The organism is Kitasatospora sp. NPDC093102, assembly GCF_040683915.1.
GTDB lineage: Bacteria > Actinomycetota > Actinomycetes > Streptomycetales > Streptomycetaceae > Kitasatospora.
In genome coordinates, this window is sequence record NZ_JBFBFA010000001.1 from 347,652 (window position 1) to 366,518 (window position 18,867).

The 18,867-nt window shown below is 73.2% G+C and carries 18 protein-coding genes and 1 pseudogene; 15 read left to right on the top strand and 4 right to left on the bottom strand.

Annotation, left to right across the window (positions count from 1 at the left end; translation table 11 throughout):
* Positions 1 to 48: 48 nt before the first annotated feature.
* Positions 49 to 279: pseudogene (locus AB0O11_RS01590) on the top strand (DUF4158 domain-containing protein); the annotation flags it as partial.
* Here AB0O11_RS01590 and AB0O11_RS01595 read toward each other — a convergent pair.
* Complete coding sequence (locus AB0O11_RS01595; protein ID WP_363380589.1) at positions 244 to 1,071, bottom strand: oxidoreductase; 828 nt, start codon at positions 1,069 to 1,071, stop codon at positions 244 to 246. The pseudogene AB0O11_RS01590 and the gene AB0O11_RS01595 sit on opposite strands and share 36 nt — an antisense overlap.
* 95 nt (positions 1,072 to 1,166) lie before the next feature.
* On the opposite strand from AB0O11_RS01595, the gene AB0O11_RS01600 reads away from it, so the two are divergent.
* The 7 genes from AB0O11_RS01600 to AB0O11_RS01630 all read left to right on the top strand — a co-directional run bounded on the left by AB0O11_RS01600 (position 1,167) and on the right by AB0O11_RS01630 (position 9,576).
* A complete protein-coding gene (locus tag AB0O11_RS01600; RefSeq protein WP_363380592.1) occupies positions 1,167 to 1,724 on the top strand; it encodes a MerR family transcriptional regulator in 558 nt (185 codons plus the stop codon).
* Between the two features lie 72 nt (positions 1,725 to 1,796).
* Positions 1,797 to 3,365 carry an SUKH-4 family immunity protein gene (locus AB0O11_RS01605; protein ID WP_363381251.1) on the top strand — a complete coding sequence of 523 codons (1,569 nt, stop codon included), beginning with the start codon at positions 1,797 to 1,799 and terminating at the stop codon, positions 3,363 to 3,365.
* A gap of 302 nt (positions 3,366 to 3,667) precedes the next feature.
* Positions 3,668 to 4,630 (top strand): Ppx/GppA phosphatase family protein, encoded by a 963-nt coding sequence (locus AB0O11_RS01610; RefSeq protein ID WP_363380594.1) that lies wholly within the window; start codon positions 3,668 to 3,670, stop codon positions 4,628 to 4,630.
* Between the two features lie 731 nt (positions 4,631 to 5,361).
* Complete coding sequence (locus tag AB0O11_RS01615) at positions 5,362 to 6,165, top strand: sugar phosphate isomerase/epimerase (RefSeq protein WP_363381252.1); 804 nt, start codon at positions 5,362 to 5,364, stop codon at positions 6,163 to 6,165.
* Positions 6,166 to 6,211: 46 nt separating this feature from the next.
* Complete coding sequence (locus AB0O11_RS01620) at positions 6,212 to 7,000, top strand: methyltransferase domain-containing protein (protein ID WP_363380597.1); 789 nt, start codon at positions 6,212 to 6,214, stop codon at positions 6,998 to 7,000.
* Positions 7,001 to 7,135: 135 nt separating this feature from the next.
* Entirely contained in the window at positions 7,136 to 8,980 is a 1,845-nt protein-coding gene (gene ilvD / locus AB0O11_RS01625; protein ID WP_363380600.1) for a dihydroxy-acid dehydratase, read from the top strand.
* Positions 8,981 to 9,063: 83 nt separating this feature from the next.
* Complete coding sequence (locus AB0O11_RS01630) at positions 9,064 to 9,576, top strand: EamA/RhaT family transporter (protein ID WP_363380603.1); 513 nt, start codon at positions 9,064 to 9,066, stop codon at positions 9,574 to 9,576.
* A gap of 66 nt (positions 9,577 to 9,642) precedes the next feature.
* Here AB0O11_RS01630 and AB0O11_RS01635 read toward each other — a convergent pair whose 3' ends face one another.
* Positions 9,643 to 10,092 carry a hypothetical protein gene (locus AB0O11_RS01635; RefSeq protein WP_363380606.1) on the bottom strand — a complete coding sequence of 150 codons (450 nt, stop codon included), beginning with the start codon at positions 10,090 to 10,092 and terminating at the stop codon, positions 9,643 to 9,645.
* A 167-nt stretch (positions 10,093 to 10,259) separates the two neighbouring features.
* Here AB0O11_RS01635 and proC point away from each other — a divergent pair, with 167 nt between their 5' ends.
* Positions 10,260 to 11,087, top strand: a complete 828-nt coding sequence (gene proC, locus AB0O11_RS01640; RefSeq protein WP_363380609.1) for a pyrroline-5-carboxylate reductase — start codon at positions 10,260 to 10,262, stop codon at positions 11,085 to 11,087.
* Positions 11,088 to 11,225: 138 nt separating this feature from the next.
* Positions 11,226 to 12,449 carry an MFS transporter gene (locus AB0O11_RS01645; RefSeq protein ID WP_363380612.1) on the top strand — a complete coding sequence of 408 codons (1,224 nt, stop codon included), beginning with the start codon at positions 11,226 to 11,228 and terminating at the stop codon, positions 12,447 to 12,449.
* Positions 12,450 to 12,477: 28 nt separating this feature from the next.
* Here the strand turns inward: AB0O11_RS01645 and AB0O11_RS01650 are convergent, their stop codons facing one another.
* Positions 12,478 to 12,942, bottom strand: a complete 465-nt coding sequence (locus AB0O11_RS01650; protein WP_363380614.1) for a hypothetical protein — start codon at positions 12,940 to 12,942, stop codon at positions 12,478 to 12,480.
* 238 nt (positions 12,943 to 13,180) lie between these two features.
* Here AB0O11_RS01650 and AB0O11_RS01655 point away from each other — a divergent pair, with 238 nt between their 5' ends.
* The 5 genes from AB0O11_RS01655 to AB0O11_RS01675 all read left to right on the top strand — a co-directional run bounded on the left by AB0O11_RS01655 (position 13,181) and on the right by AB0O11_RS01675 (position 17,390).
* The gene (locus tag AB0O11_RS01655) at positions 13,181 to 14,377 is read left to right on the top strand and encodes an acetoin utilization protein AcuC (protein ID WP_363380617.1); all 1,197 of its coding nucleotides are present in this window, start codon (positions 13,181 to 13,183) and stop codon (positions 14,375 to 14,377) included.
* A 225-nt stretch (positions 14,378 to 14,602) separates the two neighbouring features.
* The gene (locus tag AB0O11_RS01660) at positions 14,603 to 14,812 is read left to right on the top strand and encodes a helix-turn-helix domain-containing protein (RefSeq protein WP_045699258.1); all 210 of its coding nucleotides are present in this window, start codon (positions 14,603 to 14,605) and stop codon (positions 14,810 to 14,812) included.
* Positions 14,813 to 15,003: 191 nt separating this feature from the next.
* Positions 15,004 to 15,102 carry an AURKAIP1/COX24 domain-containing protein gene (locus AB0O11_RS01665; RefSeq protein ID WP_003948845.1) on the top strand — a complete coding sequence of 33 codons (99 nt, stop codon included), beginning with the start codon at positions 15,004 to 15,006 and terminating at the stop codon, positions 15,100 to 15,102.
* A 151-nt stretch (positions 15,103 to 15,253) separates the two neighbouring features.
* Entirely contained in the window at positions 15,254 to 16,375 is a 1,122-nt protein-coding gene (locus AB0O11_RS01670; protein ID WP_363380619.1) for an NAD-dependent epimerase/dehydratase family protein, read from the top strand.
* A 7-nt stretch (positions 16,376 to 16,382) separates the two neighbouring features.
* On the top strand, positions 16,383 to 17,390 hold the full coding sequence (locus tag AB0O11_RS01675; RefSeq protein ID WP_363380622.1) for a lysophospholipid acyltransferase family protein: 1,008 nt from the start codon (positions 16,383 to 16,385) through the stop codon (positions 17,388 to 17,390).
* 94 nt (positions 17,391 to 17,484) lie between these two features.
* Here the strand turns inward: AB0O11_RS01675 and AB0O11_RS01680 are convergent, their stop codons facing one another.
* On the bottom strand, positions 17,485 to 18,771 hold the full coding sequence (locus AB0O11_RS01680; RefSeq protein ID WP_363380625.1) for a DUF5667 domain-containing protein: 1,287 nt from the start codon (positions 18,769 to 18,771) through the stop codon (positions 17,485 to 17,487).
* Between the last annotated feature and the right edge of the window lie 96 nt (positions 18,772 to 18,867).

The window sequence follows — 18,867 nt, forward strand, 5'->3', positions numbered from 1 at the left end:
CGCCGGAAGCTCTTCGATCGCTGGCGGGGGCCGGCTGCCGTCCGCCGCATGCCGGTGGAATTTCTGACTGATGAGCAGGCTGAGGCGTACGGGAAGTTCGCCGAGGAGCCGACGAGGCCCGAGCTGGAGCGGTTCTTCTTCCTCGATGACGAGGACCGGAAGCTGATGGCGAAGCGGCGTGGTGATCACAACCGGCTCGGATCCGCCGTCGAGTGGGCGGTGGTGGGGGCGCCCGCTCGTCTGTCAGATGGAAGTGGAGAGTGCTACGTGGCGCCATTGGTCGAGTTCACGCCGTACCAGATCCAGTTTCGCCTCGATGCGCTCGACCGCGTCTGCGCCCAGTTGGAGGCGCAGCGGAGGCTCGACGGTCTCGGTGACGTCGACGATGGCTTTGGCAGCCTTCACCGGGTCGCCCGGCTGGCGGCCGTCGTAGTGGGCCAGCGCCTCGCGCACCGGTCCCGCGCCTTCGGTGTAGTCGGCGATGGTGGCCGGCTCGACTTGAAAGCTGGAGCTGCCCAGGAAGTCCGTGCGAAAGCCGCCCGGCTCGATGATCGTGACGCGGACTCCGAGGGGGGCCAGTTCGCCGTGCAGTGCTTCGGAGATGCCTTCGAGGGCGAATTTCGATGCGCCGTACAGGCCCGTCGCCGGTGCGGTGGCGAAACCGCCCACGGAGCTGATGTTCAGGACATGTCCGGATCGCTGGGCGCGCAACGTCGGCAGGGTCGCCCGCAACGTGTTGAGGACGCCGAACACGTTGACGTCGAACAGTGCCCGAGCGGCCTGGTCGGAGGTCTCCTCGATTGCGCCGACGAGGCCGTAACCGGCGTTGTTGGCCACGATATCGATCCGGCCGAACCGGGCCAGCCCGGCCTCCACCGCGGCCGTCAGCTGCTTCGGTTCGGTCACGTCCGCGTTCACCGCCAGCAGTTCATCCGGCTTGTGCGGGTACGCCTTGAGCACTGCCGATGCGTCCCTCGCAGTGGCGATCACGCTGTGCCCTCGGTCCAGTGCCTCACGGGTGATCGCCGCGCCGAGCCCCCGCGATGCCCCAGTGACAAACCAAATACTCATGTTCTCCCCTGTTCTGATGGCCCGATGGGCCGACAACTCGACGCTAGACCCTAGAGTCGGGTCTAGATCAACAGCTGTGTGAGGGAGGGGCGCTCATGGGCCTGAGCATCGGTGAGGTGGCGCAGCGCAGTGGGCTGAGCGTGCACGCGTTGCGGTTCTACGAGCGGGAGGGCCTGTTCGCCAACCCGGTACGCCGCCTGTCCAACGGCCGCCGGATCTATCACGAGGAAGATCTGGAGTGGCTGGCGATCTGCACAAAGCTACGTTCCTCCGGCATGTCCCTGGCGATGATCCGGCAGTACATCGAGCTGGTCCGCCAGGGCCCGGGCAACGAACACGAGCGGCTTGAGCTGCTGCGCCGACACCAAAACCATGTGGAGGCGCAGATCCGGGAGCTGCAGGGGACCCTGGACGTGATGCGACACAAGGTGCGGATCTACGAGAACCATGTCGCCCGCGGCGAAGCCGACCGACTTTGGAACCCATCCCACCCGGATACCGAGCAATGCGCAGAACATGTGATCGGCTCTGTGTGCGAGCTGAGCGACCAGCTTGCCCCGGCACTCGGCCAGCAGCGGATTGCCGCAGTCACCTCTTCGAGTGAAAGGAGCGGCAGCGGCCACCCGTCGGCGAAGACCATCAGACCCTGCTGATCGCGTCCGTCATCGACACCGATCACCACGCAAAGCCACAGGTCACAGCCCTACCCGGAGGAGCGGCTGAAGATAAGCTTCGCTCTCCGGATGTGCACGGTCCGCTACATCGGGTTGTTCCTGGAGGACCCTCTGGCGGTGCCGTGGCCGGTGGCCGAGCACCTGGCCGCGCGGTTGGAGATCGAGGACGTCTCCTGCGTCAAGGAGTACACCGAGCGGTTGGGAGAAGTGGTGCGAGAAGTCGGCCTGTCCGACTTCCGGTGCTTGGTGCGGGCCCGGCGTGGGGGCGTAGGGTCGCGGGTCGGGCCGGGATGGGCGTCGGGGAGTGGACGGGACGGGGGTGGCCGGGTGATTTCGCGGGCGCAGGCGGTGGAGGCGGGGCACCGGTGGATCAACGGGGATCTGCCGCAGGGCGCCGGAGCGGTGCGGCGGGTGTGCACCCACGAGTTCGAGCTCGGCTGGGTGGTGTGGGCCGAGCCCGCCCGGGCGGTGGTGGACCCGCGGACGGGGGAGCGGCGGGCGCCCGAGGAGGTGGGGGCTGCCTGCGCCGTGGTGGACCGGGACAGCGGTCGGTTCTCGGTGTGGCCCTCGGTTCCGGTGGACGAAGTGATCGGGCTGTACCGGGACTTCGTCGGTGCCGGCGGCTACGACCCGACCCTCCCACCGGCGACCGGCCGGGGCGCCCGGGCCGAGCTGACCTACCGGGACGGCACGGGCGAGGAGCGGTCCCTGGCCCTGCGTTCCGCGGGGGGCCTGCCGCACCCCGCGCTGCGCGGCTGGTGGTGGCTGCGCGAGCAGGGCGTCGCCGCCGAGGACGTGCTGGCCGTCCGGACCGACCTGCGGCCGAGCGCCCTGCCCGGCGGTTACTGGTCGTACGCGCTGGCCGCCGAACTGCCCCACGCCCGGATCGACTTCGAGCTCCCGTACGGCCCGCGCTTCGACCACCGGGCCGCCGCCGTACGGGCGCTGCCCGCGCCGCCGGACGGTCCGGCCCGCAACCGGGTGCCCTTCCCCCGCGCGGTGCGCAACGCACCCGACGAGACCGACGCGGCGCTCGCCGCCCGGCTCGCGGAGCGGTTCGGCCCGGCGGGCGTCCAGCGCTTCGAGCCGGCGGACGTCGCCCGCGCCGAACTGCCCGGGGACGCGGCCGCGTTGCTGCTGACGGTGGGTGTCCCGGTGGCCGTGCCGGGGTTCTTCGCGCTGCACCACCCGGGCGCGGAGGCGATCGCCGACGGCACCCGCCAGGGTGGCGCCTTGCCCCTGCTCGCCGCGCACCTGGCCGAGCTCGGCCGTGGCACACGGGCGGCCGAGCGGGAGCGCCTGGCGCTGGCCGGGCAGCTGGTGCTGGGGACGGACGGCTGGGCGCTGCTGGCCCTCGACCCGGCGGACGGCGCCGTCCGGGCGGTCGACCCGGACTACGCGACCGCCCGCCACTGCAACGCGAGCCTGCGCGCCTTCGTCCGCTGCCTGGAACTGCTCGCCGGCTGGTGGCCTGCTCTGCGCGGGCTCGACCCGGTGGCCGCGGGCGGCGCGGTGGACGCCCTGCAGCGCGCGCTGGCGGAGGCGGACGGCACGGTCTTCGCCGACCCGGAGAACTGGTGGGCCGTCATCGTGGAGCAGCTGTGGGACGGCCTGTTGTGACGGTCGGCCGTCGCAACGGGCCACCGAAGCGCGAGAGGCGGGCGTCCGGAGGCGCGACAGCGGGCAGTCCTGGCAGCCGGTGACCGCCCGGGACGTCGACGGCCTGACCACCGACACTCCGGCCCAGGCCCGCCACCGACCGCCCCTCCGGGCGCCCGCGCGGCCACTGACCGCCCGGGCGGTACGGGCACGGACGACCGGATCCGCCGGATCGAGGGCCTGCCCGCCGACCGGTCCCGGACCAGCGTGAATACCGCCGCACCCCCCTTCACCAGGATCCGGATCGCGTAGCGTGGAGAGTTATGCGACTCGGTGTGCTCGACGTAGGTTCCAACACGGTCCACTTCCTCGTGGTGGACGCCCATCCGGGCGCTGCCCCGCTGCCCGCGTACTCGCACAAGGCCGAGCTGCGCCTCGCCGAGCTGCTGGACGCGGACGGCGCGATAAGCGAGGCCGGCATCGAGCGGCTGGTCGGCCACGTCTCCTCCTCGCTGCGGGTCGCCGAGGACAAGGGCGTCGTCGACATCCTCCCGTTCGCCACCTCCGCCGTGCGCGAGGCCACCAACGGCGAGGAGGTGCTGCGCCGGGTGACCGCCGAGACCGGCGTCGAGCTGCGCGTGCTCTCCGGGCAGGACGAGGCCCGGCTCACCTTCCTGGCCGTCCGCCGCTGGTTCGGCTGGTCCTCGGGCCGGCTGCTCAACCTGGACATCGGCGGCGGCTCGCTGGAGATCGCCTGCGGCCTGGACGAGCAGCCGGACGTCGCCTGTTCGCTGCCGCTGGGTGCCGGTCGGCTGACCGCCCGCTGGCTGCCGGGGGACGTCGCCGACCCGGACGGGCTGCGCGAGCTGAGACGCCACATCCGGGCCGAGCTCGCCACCGTGGTCGGCGAGATCACCCGGCTCGGCCCGCCGCGGCACGCGGTCGCCACCTCCAAGACCTTCAAGCAGCTGGCCCGGATGACCGGCGCCGCCCCGGCCGACGCCGGCCCGTACGCCGACCGCCGGCTCACCCGCAGCGGGCTGGCCGCCTGGCTGCCCCGGCTGTCCGCGATGACCGTCGCCCAGCGCGCGCAGATCCCCGGTGTCTCCGAGGGCCGGGCCAAGCAGCTGCTGGCCGGCGCGCTGGTCGCCGACGCGGCGATGGACCTGTTCGGCCTGGACGAGCTGGACGTCTGCCCGTGGGCGCTGCGCGAGGGCATCATCCTGCGCCGTCTGGACGCCATGGACAGCCCCGCCGACCGCCGCCGCCCGGCGCTCACCCCGTAACCCGGGCGCGCCCGGGACGGCCGTCCCGCCGGGCGGCACCGCGACACCCGGGCGCCGGACACCCGCCCCGGTTCGGCACCGACCAATGACCGAATCGACCACCGATCGACCGCCCCCGACACAACGTGCCGATGGTCACTGCGCCTGTCGTCCCGCCCCGTTCGCAGCGTGCTCCGCTTACGCTGTCTCCCGTGGTGCAACCAGCGGGCGAGGACGGAACGCAGGAGGGCCGCACTCCCGGGAACGGGCAGTCGCGGTCGGACGGCCCGCGCCGCCGGCTCGGCAAGGCGGTCACGGGCGCCACCGCCGCCCAGGCCGCGAAGCAGGCCGCGAAGGCGGTCAAGGCCGCCCAGCGCACCGCGAAGACGGCCGCAGCGAAGACGGCAGCGGCCAAGACGGCTGCGGCGAGGACGGCAGCCGCCAAGACGGCCGCAGCGAGGGCTGCCGCCACGAAGACCGCCGCCACGAAGACCGCCGCCCCGAGGACGACAGCGGCGAAACCGGCCACCACGAAACCGGCCGCCACGAAGCAGGCCACCGCCGGGAAGCCCGCCCCGAAGAGCGCCGCCGCGAAGCAGCCCGCCCCGAAGGAGACCCGCACCGCCCGGGCCGCAGGCGCCGCCAAGGCCGCCGTCCAGTCCGTCCGCTCGGTCAAGGCAGCCAAGCGCGAGGCCGCCCGCCCGCCGCTGCTGCGCACCACCGACCGGCTGGTGCTGCCCCGGCACCCGGCCCTGCACATCCCCGACACCAAGGTGGTGCTGTCCACCGCCTCGGTGTACCCGGCGAGCACCGCCGTCGCCTTCGAGCTGGCCGCCAAGCTCGGCTACGACGGGGTCGAGGTGATGGTCTGGAACGACCCGGTCAGCCAGGACATCGACGCCCTGCGCCGGCTTTCCGACGCCCACCAGCTGCCCGTCCTGGCCGTGCACGCGCCCTGCCTGCTGATCACCCAGCGGGTGTGGACCACCGACCCGTGGACCAAGCTGGTCCGGGCCCGGGCGGCGGCCGAGAAGCTCGGAGCGAGCGCCGTGGTCGTCCACCCGCCGTTCCGCTGGCAGCGCCAGTACGCACGGGAGTTCGTCGAGGGCATCAACCGGATGGCGGGCGAGACCGACGTCCGCTTCGCCGTCGAGAACATGTACCCGTGGCGCTACCGCGACCGCGAGATGCTCGCGTACGCGCCCGGCTGGGACGTCACCGACGAGGAGTACCGGCACTTCACCATCGACCTGTCGCACGCCGCCACCTCCCGGATCGACACCTTCGCCATGGTCGAGCGGATGGGCGACCGGCTCGCCCACGTCCACCTGGCCGACGGCAGCGGCTCCGGCAAGGACGAACACCTGATCCCCGGCCGCGGCAAGCAGCCCTGCGCCGAGCTGCTGGAGCACCTGGCCCGCACCGGCTTCGACGGCCACGTGGTGCTGGAGGTCAACACCCGCCGCTCGGCCTCCCCCGCCGAACGCGAGGCCGATCTGGCCGAGGCCCTCGCCTTCACCCGCTTGCACCTGGCCACCCCCTCGCACGTACGCTGAGCCGTCCGGCCCGAGAGGGTGCGAACCGCCTTGCCGAGGGGGAAGGGTGACGAAGGATCAGGAGTTCGTCGGACTCCGCGACTTCCGCGAGCTGGCCGCGAGTTTCGGCGCGGTGGCCGCCGCGTACGACCGCGGCCGCCCCGGCTACCCGGAGGAACTGTTCGACGAGCTGGAGCGGCTCTGGGGCCGTGAGCTCAAGGGCGCCAGGGTGCTGGACGTCGGCGCCGGCACCGGCATCGCCACCCGCCTGCTGGCGGCCCGCGGTGCGGACGTCGTCGCCGTCGAGCCCTCCGCCGGGATGGCCGCGCAGTTCCAGGCCGTCTCACCGCACCTCCCGGTGGTCCGCGGCGGCGGCGACGACCTGCCCTTCCACGACGGCTCCGCCGACCTGGTCACCTACGCCCAGGCCTTCCACTGGACGCACCCCGAGAAGTCCGTCCCCGAGGTGGTCCGGGTGCTGCGGCCCGGCGGCGCCGTCGCGGCCTGGTGGAACGTCTTCGACGAGACCGTCCCGTGGGTGCGCGCCCGCGGCGAGCGGCTGTCGGCCGCGCTGTCCGGCCGCTACCACGGCTACCAGGGGGTCGCCGGGCTGATCGCCCCCGCCGCCGACGCCGGGCTGGAGGTCTCCCGCACCAAGCTGCGCTGGCAGCGGCAGGTGCCCGTCGACCAGGTCGTCGACAACCTCACCTCGCGCTCCTACTTCGCCTCGCTCGCCCCCGAGCAGCGCGAACCGCTGCTCGCCACCGAGCGCGCGGCGCTGCTGGCCGAGTTCCCGGACGGGCAGGTGGTCGAGCCGTACGTCGTGGACCTCACCGTGGCCGTCAAGCGGGGCTGAGGACCGCCCACCGTCTGCCCGCATCGCGGACGGACCGTCCGCCGGCCGGACGGCGGGCGTAGGCTCGGTACCCACAGCGGCCCCCGAACCCTCCCGGCAGCGGGGAGCCGGCGAGCCCCGAAGGAGTGGAGCACAGTGCCCGAGCTGAGGTCCCGTACGGTCACCCACGGTCGCAACATGGCAGGCGCCCGGGCGCTTCTCCGGGCGGCCGGCGTAGCCCGCGAGGACTTCGGCAAGCCGATCATCGCGGTCGCCAACTCCTTCACCGAGTTCGTCCCCGGTCACACCCACCTCCAGCCGGTCGGCCGGATCGTCTCCGAGGCGATCAAGCAGGCGGGCGGCATCCCGCGCGAGTTCAACACCATCGCCGTGGACGACGGCATCGCGATGGGCCACGGCGGCATGCTGTACTCGCTGCCCTCGCGCGACCTGATCGCCGACTCGGTCGAGTACATGGTCAACGCGCACTGCGCCGACGCCCTGATCTGCATCTCCAACTGCGACAAGATCACCCCGGGCATGCTGATGGCCGCGCTGCGCCTCGACATTCCGACCGTGTTCGTCTCCGGCGGCCCCATGGAGGCCGGCAAGGCCACCCTGGTCGACGGCACGGTGCGCAAGCTCGACCTGGTCGACGCGATCTCCCAGGCGGTCAACGAGAACGTCTCCGACGAGGACATCGCGATCATCGAGGAGAACGCCTGCCCCACCTGCGGCTCGTGCTCAGGCATGTTCACCGCCAACTCGATGAACTGCCTGACCGAGGCTATCGGCCTCTCGCTGCCCGGCAACGGCTCGGTGCTCGCCACCCACACCGCCCGCCGGGCACTGTACGAGAAGGCCGGGCAGACCGTCGTCGGGATCGCCAACCGCTACTACGGCGGCGACGACGCCTCGGTGCTGCCCCGTGCGATCGCCACCCGCGCCGCCTTCGAGAACGCCATGGCCCTGGACATCGCCATGGGCGGCTCGACCAACACCATCCTGCACCTGCTCGCCGCCGCCCAGGAGGCCGAGCTGGACTTCGACATGCGGGCCATCGACGCGATCTCCCGCAAGGTGCCCTGCCTGTCCAAGGTCGCGCCGAACGGCTCGTACTACATGGAGGACGTGCACCGGGCCGGCGGCATCCCGGCCATCCTGGGCGAGCTGTACCGGGCCGGGCTGCTCAACGAGGACGTCCACACCGTGCACGCCGACTCGCTCGCCGAGTGGCTCAAGACCTGGGACGTGCGCGGCGGCTCCCCGTCCGACGAGGCCGTCGAGCTGTGGCACGCCGCCCCCGGCTGCGTCCGCTCCGCCGAGGCCTTCTCGCAGTCCGAGCGCTGGGAGTCGCTGGACACCGACGCCGCCAGGGGCTGCATCCGCAGCGTCGAGCACGCCTACTCGGTCGAGGGCGGCCTGGCCGTGCTGTACGGCAACCTCGCCGAGGACGGCTGCATCGTGAAGACCGCCGGCGTGGACGAGTCGATCTGGACCTTCAGCGGCCCGGCCGTCGTGGTCGAGTCCCAGGAGGACGCGGTCGAGGCGATCCTCGCCAAGCGGGTCAAGGAGGGCGACGTCGTCGTCATCCGCTACGAGGGCCCCAAGGGCGGCCCGGGCATGCAGGAGATGCTCTACCCGACCTCCTTCCTCAAGGGCCGGGGCCTGGGCAAGGCCTGCGCGCTGGTCACCGACGGCCGTTTCTCCGGCGGCACCTCGGGCCTGTCCATCGGCCACGCCTCCCCGGAGGCGGCCTCCGGCGGCACCATCGCGCTGGTCGAGGACGGTGACACCATCGCCATCGACATCCCCGGCCGCCGGATCTCCCTGGAGGTCCCGGACGAGGTCCTGGCCGAGCGCCGCCGCGTCCTGGAGGCCGCGGGCGGCTACCGGCCGAAGAGCCGCGACCGGCAGGTCAGCCAGGCCCTGCGGGCGTACGCGGCGATGGCCACCTCGGCGGACAAGGGCGCCGTCCGGGACGTGAGCAAGCTCGGCTGAGCCCGCACGGACCGAGGAGGAGCCGTCCCGCAGGCCGGGACGGCTCCTCCGCCGCATGCGGCGGTCGGGTGATAATCGACGGCGTGAGCGAGCAGCCCCCCATCCCCGCCCCCGCCCCCGCCGGCACCCCCGAGCCGGAGCCGATCCGCTTCTTCGGCACCAGCTGGCTCAACCGGGACAACGGCTACTGGCTGCGCCGGGTCGCCGTCTCGGTCGGTGCCCTGGCCGCGACCGCCGCCGCCGTGCTGGTGCTGCGCTTCGGCGTCGAGGGCGTCGCGCTCTCCGACAGCGGCGGCTTCGTGAACGGGCTGCTGACCGCCGCCATCGTGGTCTGCTCGATGATGGCCGTGCGGCGCACCTGGAAGGTGCTCACCGAGGGCAAGGACCAGCTGACCGGCTGGATGGCCGAGGACACGTCGCTCGGCGCGGTCTGGCTGATCGGCGGGGCCGGCTCCCTGGCCGCCTACTTCGCCCGCAGCCTGGTCGAGGCCCCCGGCGAGGGCGTCAAGCGGGCCGCCTACCAGCGGGCCGTCGAGCAGCACGGGAAGCTCCGGGCCGGCCGCAGTGGCCGGCCCGGCGCCAAGCGCAAGCGCTGACCGTGCCGCAGCCGGTGCTCGCCCCGCTTCGTGCGGAACCGCGCCGCTGCCCGGTCCTCCGGCTGCTCAGTCCTTGCCACGGGCCTGCTTGACCGACCCGACCACCCCGGCGATCGCCAGCAGCAGGCCGGCCGGCAGCAGCGAGACGAAGAAGGCGTCGAACAGGCCCGCGTCGCCGAGGAACAGCTGGGCCAGCGTGTTCAGCGCCAGCAGGCCGCCGGCCGCCGGGAGCGCAGCCTGCCACGGGTGTTCGTTCGCCCAGCGGCGCAGCCGCCGGTCGGCGGTGTCGCGCCGCAGTTGGCCGCCGACGGTGCCGACCAGGAAGAAGAAGAACAGGCCCCAGCCGGCCGGTGAGGCCAGCATGCTCAGCGACCAGTTCCCGGAGATCGCCTCGATCCCCAGGGCCGTCGCCCCCACCACCGCACCGACCCCCGCGGCGGTCCGCCACGGACCCACGGTCGCCGAGGCGACGGCGAGTTGCCGGTTCTCACGTCGGGACATTTCGTCGTGTGCCATGGCTCCACGGTGCGCCCGCCGGAGCCCGGAGGCCATAGGGGAAACCCCCGAGATTTCTCCCTAGGGGCAGGGTCGTTCGGGTCCGTGGCGACCACGGAGCGGACGGTCCCCGCGGGTGCCGCCGGGCGGTGCGAGGATGGCCGCAGCACCGAGGCAAGGAGTGGACCATGGGCAGCAGCGCAGCACACGGACAGAAGATCGCCTTCCTGGGCACCGGCAAGATCGGCGAGGCCCTGCTCTCCGGTCTGCTGCGGGCCGGCAAGAACCCGGCCGACGTCCTGGTGACCGCCCGGCGTCCCGAGCGCGCGGTCGAACTCGCGGCCCGCTACGGCGTGGTGGCCGTCTCCAACATCGAGGCCGCCAAGCTCGCCGACACCCTGATCCTCGCGGTCAAGCCGCAGGACATGGGCGCTCTGCTGGACGAGCTGGCCCCGCACGTCGGTCCGGACCGGCTGGTGATCTCGGCCGCGGCCGGCGTCCCCACCGCCTGGTTCGAGGAGCGGTTGGCGCCGGGTACCCCGGTGGTCCGGGTGATGCCCAACACCCCGGTCCTGGTGGACGAGGGGATGAGCGTCATCTCGGCCGGCTCGCACGCGGGCGAGGAGCACCTGGTGCGCGCCGAGGAGATCTTCAGCTCGGTCGGCAAGGCGCTGCGGCTGCCCGAGTCCCAGCAGGACGCGGCCACCGCGCTGTCCGGCTCCGGTCCGGCCTACTTCTACTTCCTGGTCGAGGCGATGACCGACGCCGGCATCCTGCTCGGGCTGCCCCGGCAGGTGGCGCACGACCTGATCGTGCAGTCCGCGATCGGCGCCTCGGTGATGCTGCGCGACTCCGGCGAGCACCCGGTGAAGCTGCGCGAGGCGGTCACCTCCCCGGCCGGCACCACCATCGCGGCGATCCGCGAGCTGGAGAACCACGGGGTGCGGGCCGCCCTGCTCGGCGCCCTGGAGGCGGCCCGGGACCGCTCCCGGGAGCTGGCCTCGGGCGGGAAGTAGCGGGAAGCCGCGGGGAAACGGTCCGCGGAAACCCGCGGCAGAAGTCCCTGCGCGACCCCTCCCGCAATCGCGGCGCACCCCCTACGCTCTCGCCAACATCGTCCTACCGGTCGGTAGCGAGGTCGCCTGGAGGTCCGCTTGAGTGCCGCACCCCCCACGATCCCGCCCGGCCTGCGCGCCGGGCGGGCCGCGCTCGCCGTCAGCTTCCTGCTCCAGGGCACCGTCTTCGCCCTGCTGGTCACCTGCATCCCGGAGATCCAGCACCGGTACGGGCTGAGCGACGGGCTGCTGCCGGTCTTCCTGGCCGCGGTGCCGGTCCTGGCCGGGGTCGGCTCGATCCTCTCCGAGCAGCTGGTGAAGCGCACCGGCGCGCGGGCCGTGCTGCGGGTGGTCCAGCCCGCCGTCTGCCTCAGCCTGGCGGCCGTCGGACTGGGCGGCACGCTGTGGCAACTCGCCCTGGCGCTCGGCGCGTTCGGCCTCCTGGTGGGCGCGCTGGACGCCAGTATGAACATGCTCGGGGTGGGGCTCCAGCACCGCTACGGCCGCTCGATCATGATCGGCTTCCATGCCGCGTTCAGCCTCGGCGGCATCCTCGGCGCGGCCCTGGCAGGCCTCGGCTCGCACTACGCCCTCGGGCTGCCGGTGCTGTTCGGCACGGCCGCCGCCGTGGTCGCCCCCCTTGCCGTGCTGACCGGCACCCTCCCCCGGCCTTCGGCCGGGGCGACCCCCACCGCCGGCCCGGCCGAACTCGGCGACGCCGTCCGGGAGGCCGCCGAGGCCGCCGCCCGGTCCGTCCCCTGGCGTCCGCTGCTGCCGCTCTGCCTGGCGATGGCCTTCGCGTACATCGCGGACGCCTCGGTCTCCAACTACAGCGTCAAGTACCTCACCGACGGGCTGGGCAGCCCGGAGGACCTCGCCAAGCTCTCCTACCTGGGCTACATGGTCGCGATGCTGCTCGGCCGCGCCCTGGGCGACCGCGCGGTGCAGCACTTCGGCGCCGTTCCGGTGGTCCGCGCCGGTGCCGCGCTGGCCGCGCTCGGCTTCGCAGTGGCCGCCCTCGCGCCCGCCGCCTGGGCGGGCATTGCCGGCTTCACCGTGCTGGGCTTCGGCATCTGCGCGATCATCCCGCAGGTGTTCGCGGCCGGCGGCCGGCTCTTCCCGGCCGACTCGGACGCCGCGGTGGCCCGGCTCAACCTCTTCAACTACGCGGGTTTCCTGCTGGGTTCGCCGCTGGTCGGGGCGATCGCGGACGCGAGCTCGTACCGCTGGGCGCTGCTCGCCCCGATGCTGCTGGTGCTTGCCGTCCTGCCGCTGGCCGGCCGCTTCGCCCCGGCACCGGCCCTGGCCCCCGCCGTCGGGTGACGGCGGGGGCGGTCGACGGGGCGTGGGGTCAGCTGATCACGGTCTGGAGCTCGGGCAGGCCGAAGGTCCAGCTCTGGTCCTTGGCCGTGGTGGTGCCGCCCACCTGGCCGAACTCGTAGTAGACGTACGGCGCCCAGTTCAGTGTGTACGGTGCGGTGCCCCACGACGGGGTGTCGGTGATCTTGACGGTGAGCGTGACGCTCTTCGTCGCCCCGGGCGCGATCGGCGCGTTGAAGTGGAAGTTGGCGCTGTTCCCGTTGATCGCACAGTCGGAGGTGTCGCCGGTGCAGCCGACGACGGTGAACGCTCCGGCCTGCGTGTTGGCCGGCCAGGTCGGCTGGACGGACTCGTAGGCGAAGTAGATGGCGCTGTTCTCGGTGTTGGTGAGGGACAGCGTCAGGGTCAGCTGGTCTCCCGCCTTCGCCGTCGGCTTGTCGACCGCGAAGGTGGTGCCGCTGACCGCGGCGGAGGCCGGCTGGGCGGCGAAGAACACGCCAAATCCCAGTATTGCAGCGAGAATTACCCCAAGGCGTTGCACGCTGAATGGCTTCATGGCGGAGAGGATATGGAGTCGCAAAGCTTTTGTCTGCACCGCCTCAACACCCGCCTCCACAGCCGCCCCACAACTTCCGTAGTTTCATCGCGCACCTGCCGTCCGGCCGTACCCACGAGCACGGCCCCGGCGCGCCCTGGCGGCAGCCCTGCCACCGCCACCCGCTACGGTGGAGGCCATGCCCGAAGCCGAGCGTGACACCCCCTGCGGCCTGCACCTCTTCTGGGACGAGGCCGTCACCGCCTACGACTTCGGCCCCGGCCACCCGATGGACCCGACCCGGCTGGCCCTCACCATGCGGCTGGTCGAGGCACTCGGACTGAGCACCGGGCCCGGGGTGACCGTCCGCTCCGCGCCGCCCGCCGGCGAGTCCACCCTCCGGCTGGTGCACACCCGGGAGTACATCGAGGCGGTCCGGAATGCCGCCGCCCACCCCGAGCGCTCCGACCCCCTGCACGGACTCGGCACCGACGACAACTGGTCCTTCCCGGCGATCCACTCGGCCTCCGCACTGATCGCCGGCCAGTCCGTGGCCGCCGCCGAGGCGGTCTGGCGCGGCGAGACCCCGCACGCCGTCAACTTCGCCGGCGGGCTGCACCACGCGATGCCCGGCAAGGCCTCCGGATTCTGCGTCTACAACGACCCGGCGCTGGCCATCGCCCGGCTGCTCGAACTCGGGGCCGAGCGGGTCGCCTACGTCGACGTGGACGTCCACCACGGCGACGGCGTCCAGGCGGCCTTCTGGAACGACCCCCGGGTGCTCACCATCTCGTTGCACGAGCACCCGGCCACGCTCTTCCCGCAGACCGGCTGGTCGATCGAGACCGGCGGCGAGGACGCCCCCGGCTCCGCCGCCAACCTGCCGCTGCCCGCGGGCACCGGCGACGCCGGCTGGCTGCGCGCCTTCCACGCCCTGGTGCCCGAACTGCTCGACGCCTTCCGGCCGCAGGTCCTGGTCACCCAGCACGGCGCCGACACGCACCTGGAGGACCCGCTCGCCCACCTCGCCGTCACCGTGGACGCCCAGCGGCTGATCGCCGAGGCGCTGCACGACCTCGCCCACCAGCACGCCGGCGGCCGCTGGGTGGCCACCGGCGGAGGCGGCTACGCCGTGGTCGACGTCGTCCCGCGCACCTGGACTCACCTGGTCGCCACCGCCGCCGCCCGGCCCGTCGACCCGGCCACCGAGACCCCCGAGTCCTGGCGCGCCGAGGTCTACCGCCGCACCCGCCGCCCGGCCCCGCTGCGGATGACCGACGGCGCCCGCCCGGCCTGGCGCGACTTCGACTCGGGTTACGATCCGGCCGACCGACTCGATCAGGCCATCCTCGCCACCCGCCGAGCGGTGTTCCCCCAGCACGGACTGCTGGCCTGAACCCGCCCTCCCGGCCGCGCCTGGCCCGGGCCGTGCGTACCCCGGGCGGTGCCATCCGCGGGGCGGCTACGTACTGCAACAGTCCTATCTCTCACCGTACGAGGACTGCACTTCCCCTCTTCCCACTGGTACCACCCATAACTACTCTGGGGATACACGTGTGCCGGTGGAGTCACCGGAGGGGAAGCCGGTGCCTTGCACACGGGTAAGGGTCGGGTGATGGTCATGAGTTCCGTCGAGCGCCCCCTTCAGGAAGTCGTCTTCCTGACCGTGGCGGAGGTCGCCGCGGTCATGCGGGTGTCCAAGATGACGGTGTACCGGCTGGTGCACAGCGGAGAGCTGCCGGCCATCCGGGTCGGACGGTCCTTCCGGGTGCCCCAGCAGGCGGTGCACGAGTACCTCAAGGAGTCCTACGTGCGGCTCGAGAGCGCGTAGCGGCGGCGCGCGGGTGCGGGATCCACACCGGTGGGCCCCGCACCCGTTCGCCGGGGATTTCCCCCGAGTTCTCCGGCTGCCGGGGGCGCGATTTACAGCCCCGGGCAACCGGAAGGTAGGCTAGGCCCTCACGTCAGTCGTATGGACTCCGTCTCTCACGGGCGAGAGTCTCAGTGAGCGAGGGTTGTTCCGTGGGCTCTGTCATCAAGAAGCGTCGCAAGCGTATGGCCAAGAAGAAGCACCGCAAGCTTCTGAAGCGGACTCGCGTTCAGCGTCGCAACAAGAAGTAAGCGCCCCCGGCCGCGCCTAGCGCGCCCAGCGCTTCCACCGCCCGCCCGGGCCCGTCGTGGCCCGGGCGGGCGGTGTCGTTTCCCGGCCCGGCGGGGCGGCACGGTACGGTGCACGCAGGCCGCTCGGGCCGAGGGAATGGGGTGCAGCACCGTGGGTGTGGTCGTGCTCGTCACCGGCGTGGCACGCCATCTCGGTGCCCGCTTCGTCGCCGAGGTCCGCCGCCGACCGGGCGTGGACCTGGTGGTCGGCGTGGACGTGCAGCCGCCCGGGCTGCCGCCCGAGGAGCCGGCCGGCCCGGCCGCCCCGTACCGCTTCCACCAGCTCGACCTGCGCCGCCCGGTGCTCTCCCGGGTGCTCGCCGAGCACCAGGTGGACACCGTGGTGCACCTCAGCGTCAGCGCCACCGGGCTGGGCTCCACCAACCGCTCCGCGGTGAAGGAGTCCAACGTGATCGGCACCATGCAGCTGCTCGGCGCCTGCCAGAAGGCCCCCGGGGTGCGCCGACTGGTGGTGAAGTCCACCACCGGCGTCTACGGCTCCGCGCCCCGCGACCCGGCCGTGTTCAGCGAGCGGATGCAGCCCAAGGACCCGCCCGGCGGCGGCTTCGCCAAGGACGCGGCGGAGGTCGAGGGCTACGTGCGCGGCTTCGCCCGGCGCCGCCCGGACGTCGCGGTGACGGTGCTGCGCTTCGCCAACATCGTCGGCCCGAACGCGGACACCCCGCTCAGCGAGTACTTCGCGCTGCCCGTGCTGCCGACCGTCCTGGGCTACGACCCGCGGCTGCAGTTCGTGCACGAGGACGACGCCGTCGCGGTGCTCTGCCGGGCCGCCGGCGAGCCCGCACCGGGCACCGTCAACACCGGGACCTTCAACGTGGCGGGGGAGGGCGTCCTGCTGCTCTCCCAGTGCGCCCGCCGGCTCGGCCGGCCCATGCTGCCGCTGCTGCTGCCCGCGGTCAGCTGGATGGCCGCGCTGGCCCGGCAGACCCGGTTGGTGGACGTCTCGCCCGAGCAGTTGCGGCTGCTCACCCACGGCCGGGTGGTGGACACCGCACGGCTGCGCGACACCCTGGGCTACCGTCCGGCGTTCAGCACTCCGGAGGCCTTCGCCGACTTCGCCGCCGCCGGGGGCCCGGGCCTGCTGCCACCCGAGCGGCTGGCCGCCGCCACCGACCGGCTGACCGCCCTGCTCGGCCCGGAAGGGGTCGAGCCCGCCGGTCTGCCCGCCGGACCGGACACCGTACCGAACCGCCCCCGCCGACCGAGGAGCTGAACCCGCGATGAGTGCCGCAGCCGAGAACGCGCCGGGCGAGGCCAAGGTCATCCCGATCGAGTCCGCCCCCAGCTGGACCTCGCCCGAGGGGCCGAAACTGGCCGACCGGCTCGCCGGGGCCGTCGGCGGGGCGCTGTCCGGGCCGCTCGGCCCGGCCGCCACCCGGCTGTTCGGCAAGGGCTGGGAGGGCCGTGCCGCCGAGGGGCTGGCCTTCCTGCGCCGCCGGGTGACCGGCGACTACGAGGTGGACGAGTTCGGCTTCGACCGGGAGCTCACCGAGGAGGTGCTGCTCTCGCTGCTGCGCCCGCTGGCCGAGAAGTACTTCCGGATCGACGTCCAGGGCGTGGAGCACATCCCGGCCGAGGGCGGCGCGCTGATCGTCGCCAACCACTCCGGGACGATCCCGCTGGACGCCCTGATGACCCAGGTGGTCATCCACGACCACCACCCCGCCCGACGGCACCTGCGGATGCTCGCCGCCGACCTGGTCTTCGTGCTGCCCGGCATCAACGAGCTGGCCCGCAAGGCCGGCCACACGCTGGCCTGCAACGAGGACGCCCAGGCCCTGCTGGAGCGCGGCGAGGTGGTCGGGGTCTGGCCGGAGGGCTTCAAGGGCATCGGCAAGCCGTTCTCCGAGCGCTACAAGCTCCAGCGGTTCGGCCGCGGCGGCTTCGTCGCCTCGGCGCTGCGGGCCCGGGTGCCGATCGTGCCCTGCTCGATCGTCGGGGCGGAGGAGACCTACCCGATGATCGGCAACGTGAAGACGCTGGCCCGGCTGCTGGGCCTGCCGTACGTGCCGATCACCCCGACCTTCCCGTGGCTGGGCCCGCTCGGGGTGCTGCCGCTGCCGACCAAGTGGACGATCCGCTTCGGCGAGCCGATCGCCACCGACACCTACCCGGCGGAGGCGGCGGACGACCCGATGCTGGTCTTCGACCTGGCCGACGAGGTGCGCGAGACCATCCAGCACACCCTCTACCAGCTGCTGGTGCAGCGGCGTTCGGTGTTCTTCTGACGGTGTTCCTCCGGCGGTGCTCTTCCGGAAGGCCGCCGGGTACGGCGAGGGCCCGGCGGATATCGCACTCCGCCGGGCCCTCGCCGTCCTGCCGTCAGCCGCCCAGGATGCGCAGCCCGGGCAGCAGGTCCGGGAGCAGCGGGGGCACCTCGACGCCCTGCGGCTGGGCCGCGTTCGGGGCGCTGGGCGTGGCCGGCCGCGGTGCCTGCGGCGGGGCCGCGTCGGCGCTCGGCGAGGGCTTGGTGCCGGTGAGCCCGCTGGTGAGGCCGCCGACCAGGCCGTTGACGGCATCCGGGGCGCTGCTGGGCAGGGTGTCCGGCAGGACGCCGCCCTTGCCGCCGTTGCCGGAGGCGCCGGAGCCGGCCGGGGCGTGCTCGGTGGCGCCGGGGCGGTTGTCGGCGCCGGAGCCCGGGGCCTTGTCGGCGCCGGCCGTGGTGCCGGAGCCGGCCGCGGGGGAGCCGGCCGGGGAACCGCCGGTCGAGCCGGACGAGCCGTCGCCCGCTCCGGTGCCGGCCGTGCCACCGCTCTCGGCGGGGGGCAGGACCAGGCGCAGGGGCGCGACGTCCTCGCTTATGTCGTCGAAGAGCCGGTTCACCAGGTCGGCCTGCCGGGTGAGCTGGACGGGCAGCCTGCCCTGCAGCTCGCTCCACCGGCCGTCCTCGTCGTGGGCGAACCCGGCCAGGGCCCGCATCGGGTCGAGCGAGCCGTTGCTGCGATAGACCGAACGCAGCAGCTCGCGGCCCTTGAGGGCGTCGGCGTGCATGTCGTTCAGGGCGCGGCGGACCTGTTCGACGGTGGCCGGGCTGAGCGCGCCGGCCGGACCGGTGCGGCCGACCAGGGTCTTGGCCTCGCCGAGCCGGGTGGCCGCGTTGTCGAGCAGCAGTTCGCCGCGTTCGGAGTCGGAGCCCGCGAAGTCGAGCCGGAGTCCTTCCATCCCGCGCTTGAGGCCGTACAGCGTGTCCCCGGGGAGGGCGTTGGAGCTGGCCGCGGCGGCGCCGGCCAGGCTGCCCACGGCGAGCCCGGCGACCAGTCCGCCGATCGCGAACCGGCGGCTCCAGCGGCCGCGCGGCGCCGTCCGGATCGCCCGGTGGCGGCGTTGGCGGGGCACCGGGGTGCCCGTCCCGTCGGCGAAGGCCTGCTCGAACGCGGCCATCAGCTGGGCGCGTTGGACCGTGCGGACCTCCCGGTCCAGCACCGGCCCGGGCAGCGCCCGCAGCGCGTCGGTCAGACCGACCAGTTCGGCCCTTGCGGCCGAACCGGCGCCGGTGGCAGTGGCGTTGTCCGATTCGGCGTTGGCCGCAGCGCGTTGCTCCGCCTGGTGGGCCTCCAGCGCCTCGGCGAAGGCCTTCGCCCGCCGGTGCTCCAGCACGTTTGCCGTCACGGGCCACACCTCCCTTCGTCGTTGTCGACACCCCGGCCTGCCGGACGGTTGCCCCGGCTGGCCAAAGCCACTCCATCGGGTGATAGGCCGCAATTC

Excerpts from the sequence above, each read along its gene's own strand:
- AB0O11_RS01595 (WP_363380589.1), bottom strand. The coding sequence starts at position 1,071 with ATGAGTATTTGGTTTGTCACTGGGGCATCGCGGGGGCTCGGCGCGGCG.
- AB0O11_RS01600 (WP_363380592.1), top strand. The coding sequence starts at position 1,167 with ATGGGCCTGAGCATCGGTGAGGTGGCGCAGCGCAGTGGGCTGAGCGTG.
- AB0O11_RS01610 (WP_363380594.1), top strand. The coding sequence starts at position 3,668 with ATGCGACTCGGTGTGCTCGACGTAGGTTCCAACACGGTCCACTTCCTC.
- AB0O11_RS01635 (WP_363380606.1), bottom strand. The coding sequence starts at position 10,092 with ATGGCACACGACGAAATGTCCCGACGTGAGAACCGGCAACTCGCCGTC.
- proC (WP_363380609.1), top strand. The coding sequence starts at position 10,260 with ATGGGCAGCAGCGCAGCACACGGACAGAAGATCGCCTTCCTGGGCACC.
- AB0O11_RS01655 (WP_363380617.1), top strand. The coding sequence starts at position 13,181 with ATGCCCGAAGCCGAGCGTGACACCCCCTGCGGCCTGCACCTCTTCTGG.
- AB0O11_RS01660 (WP_045699258.1), top strand. The coding sequence starts at position 14,603 with ATGAGTTCCGTCGAGCGCCCCCTTCAGGAAGTCGTCTTCCTGACCGTG.
- AB0O11_RS01675 (WP_363380622.1), top strand. The coding sequence starts at position 16,383 with ATGAGTGCCGCAGCCGAGAACGCGCCGGGCGAGGCCAAGGTCATCCCG.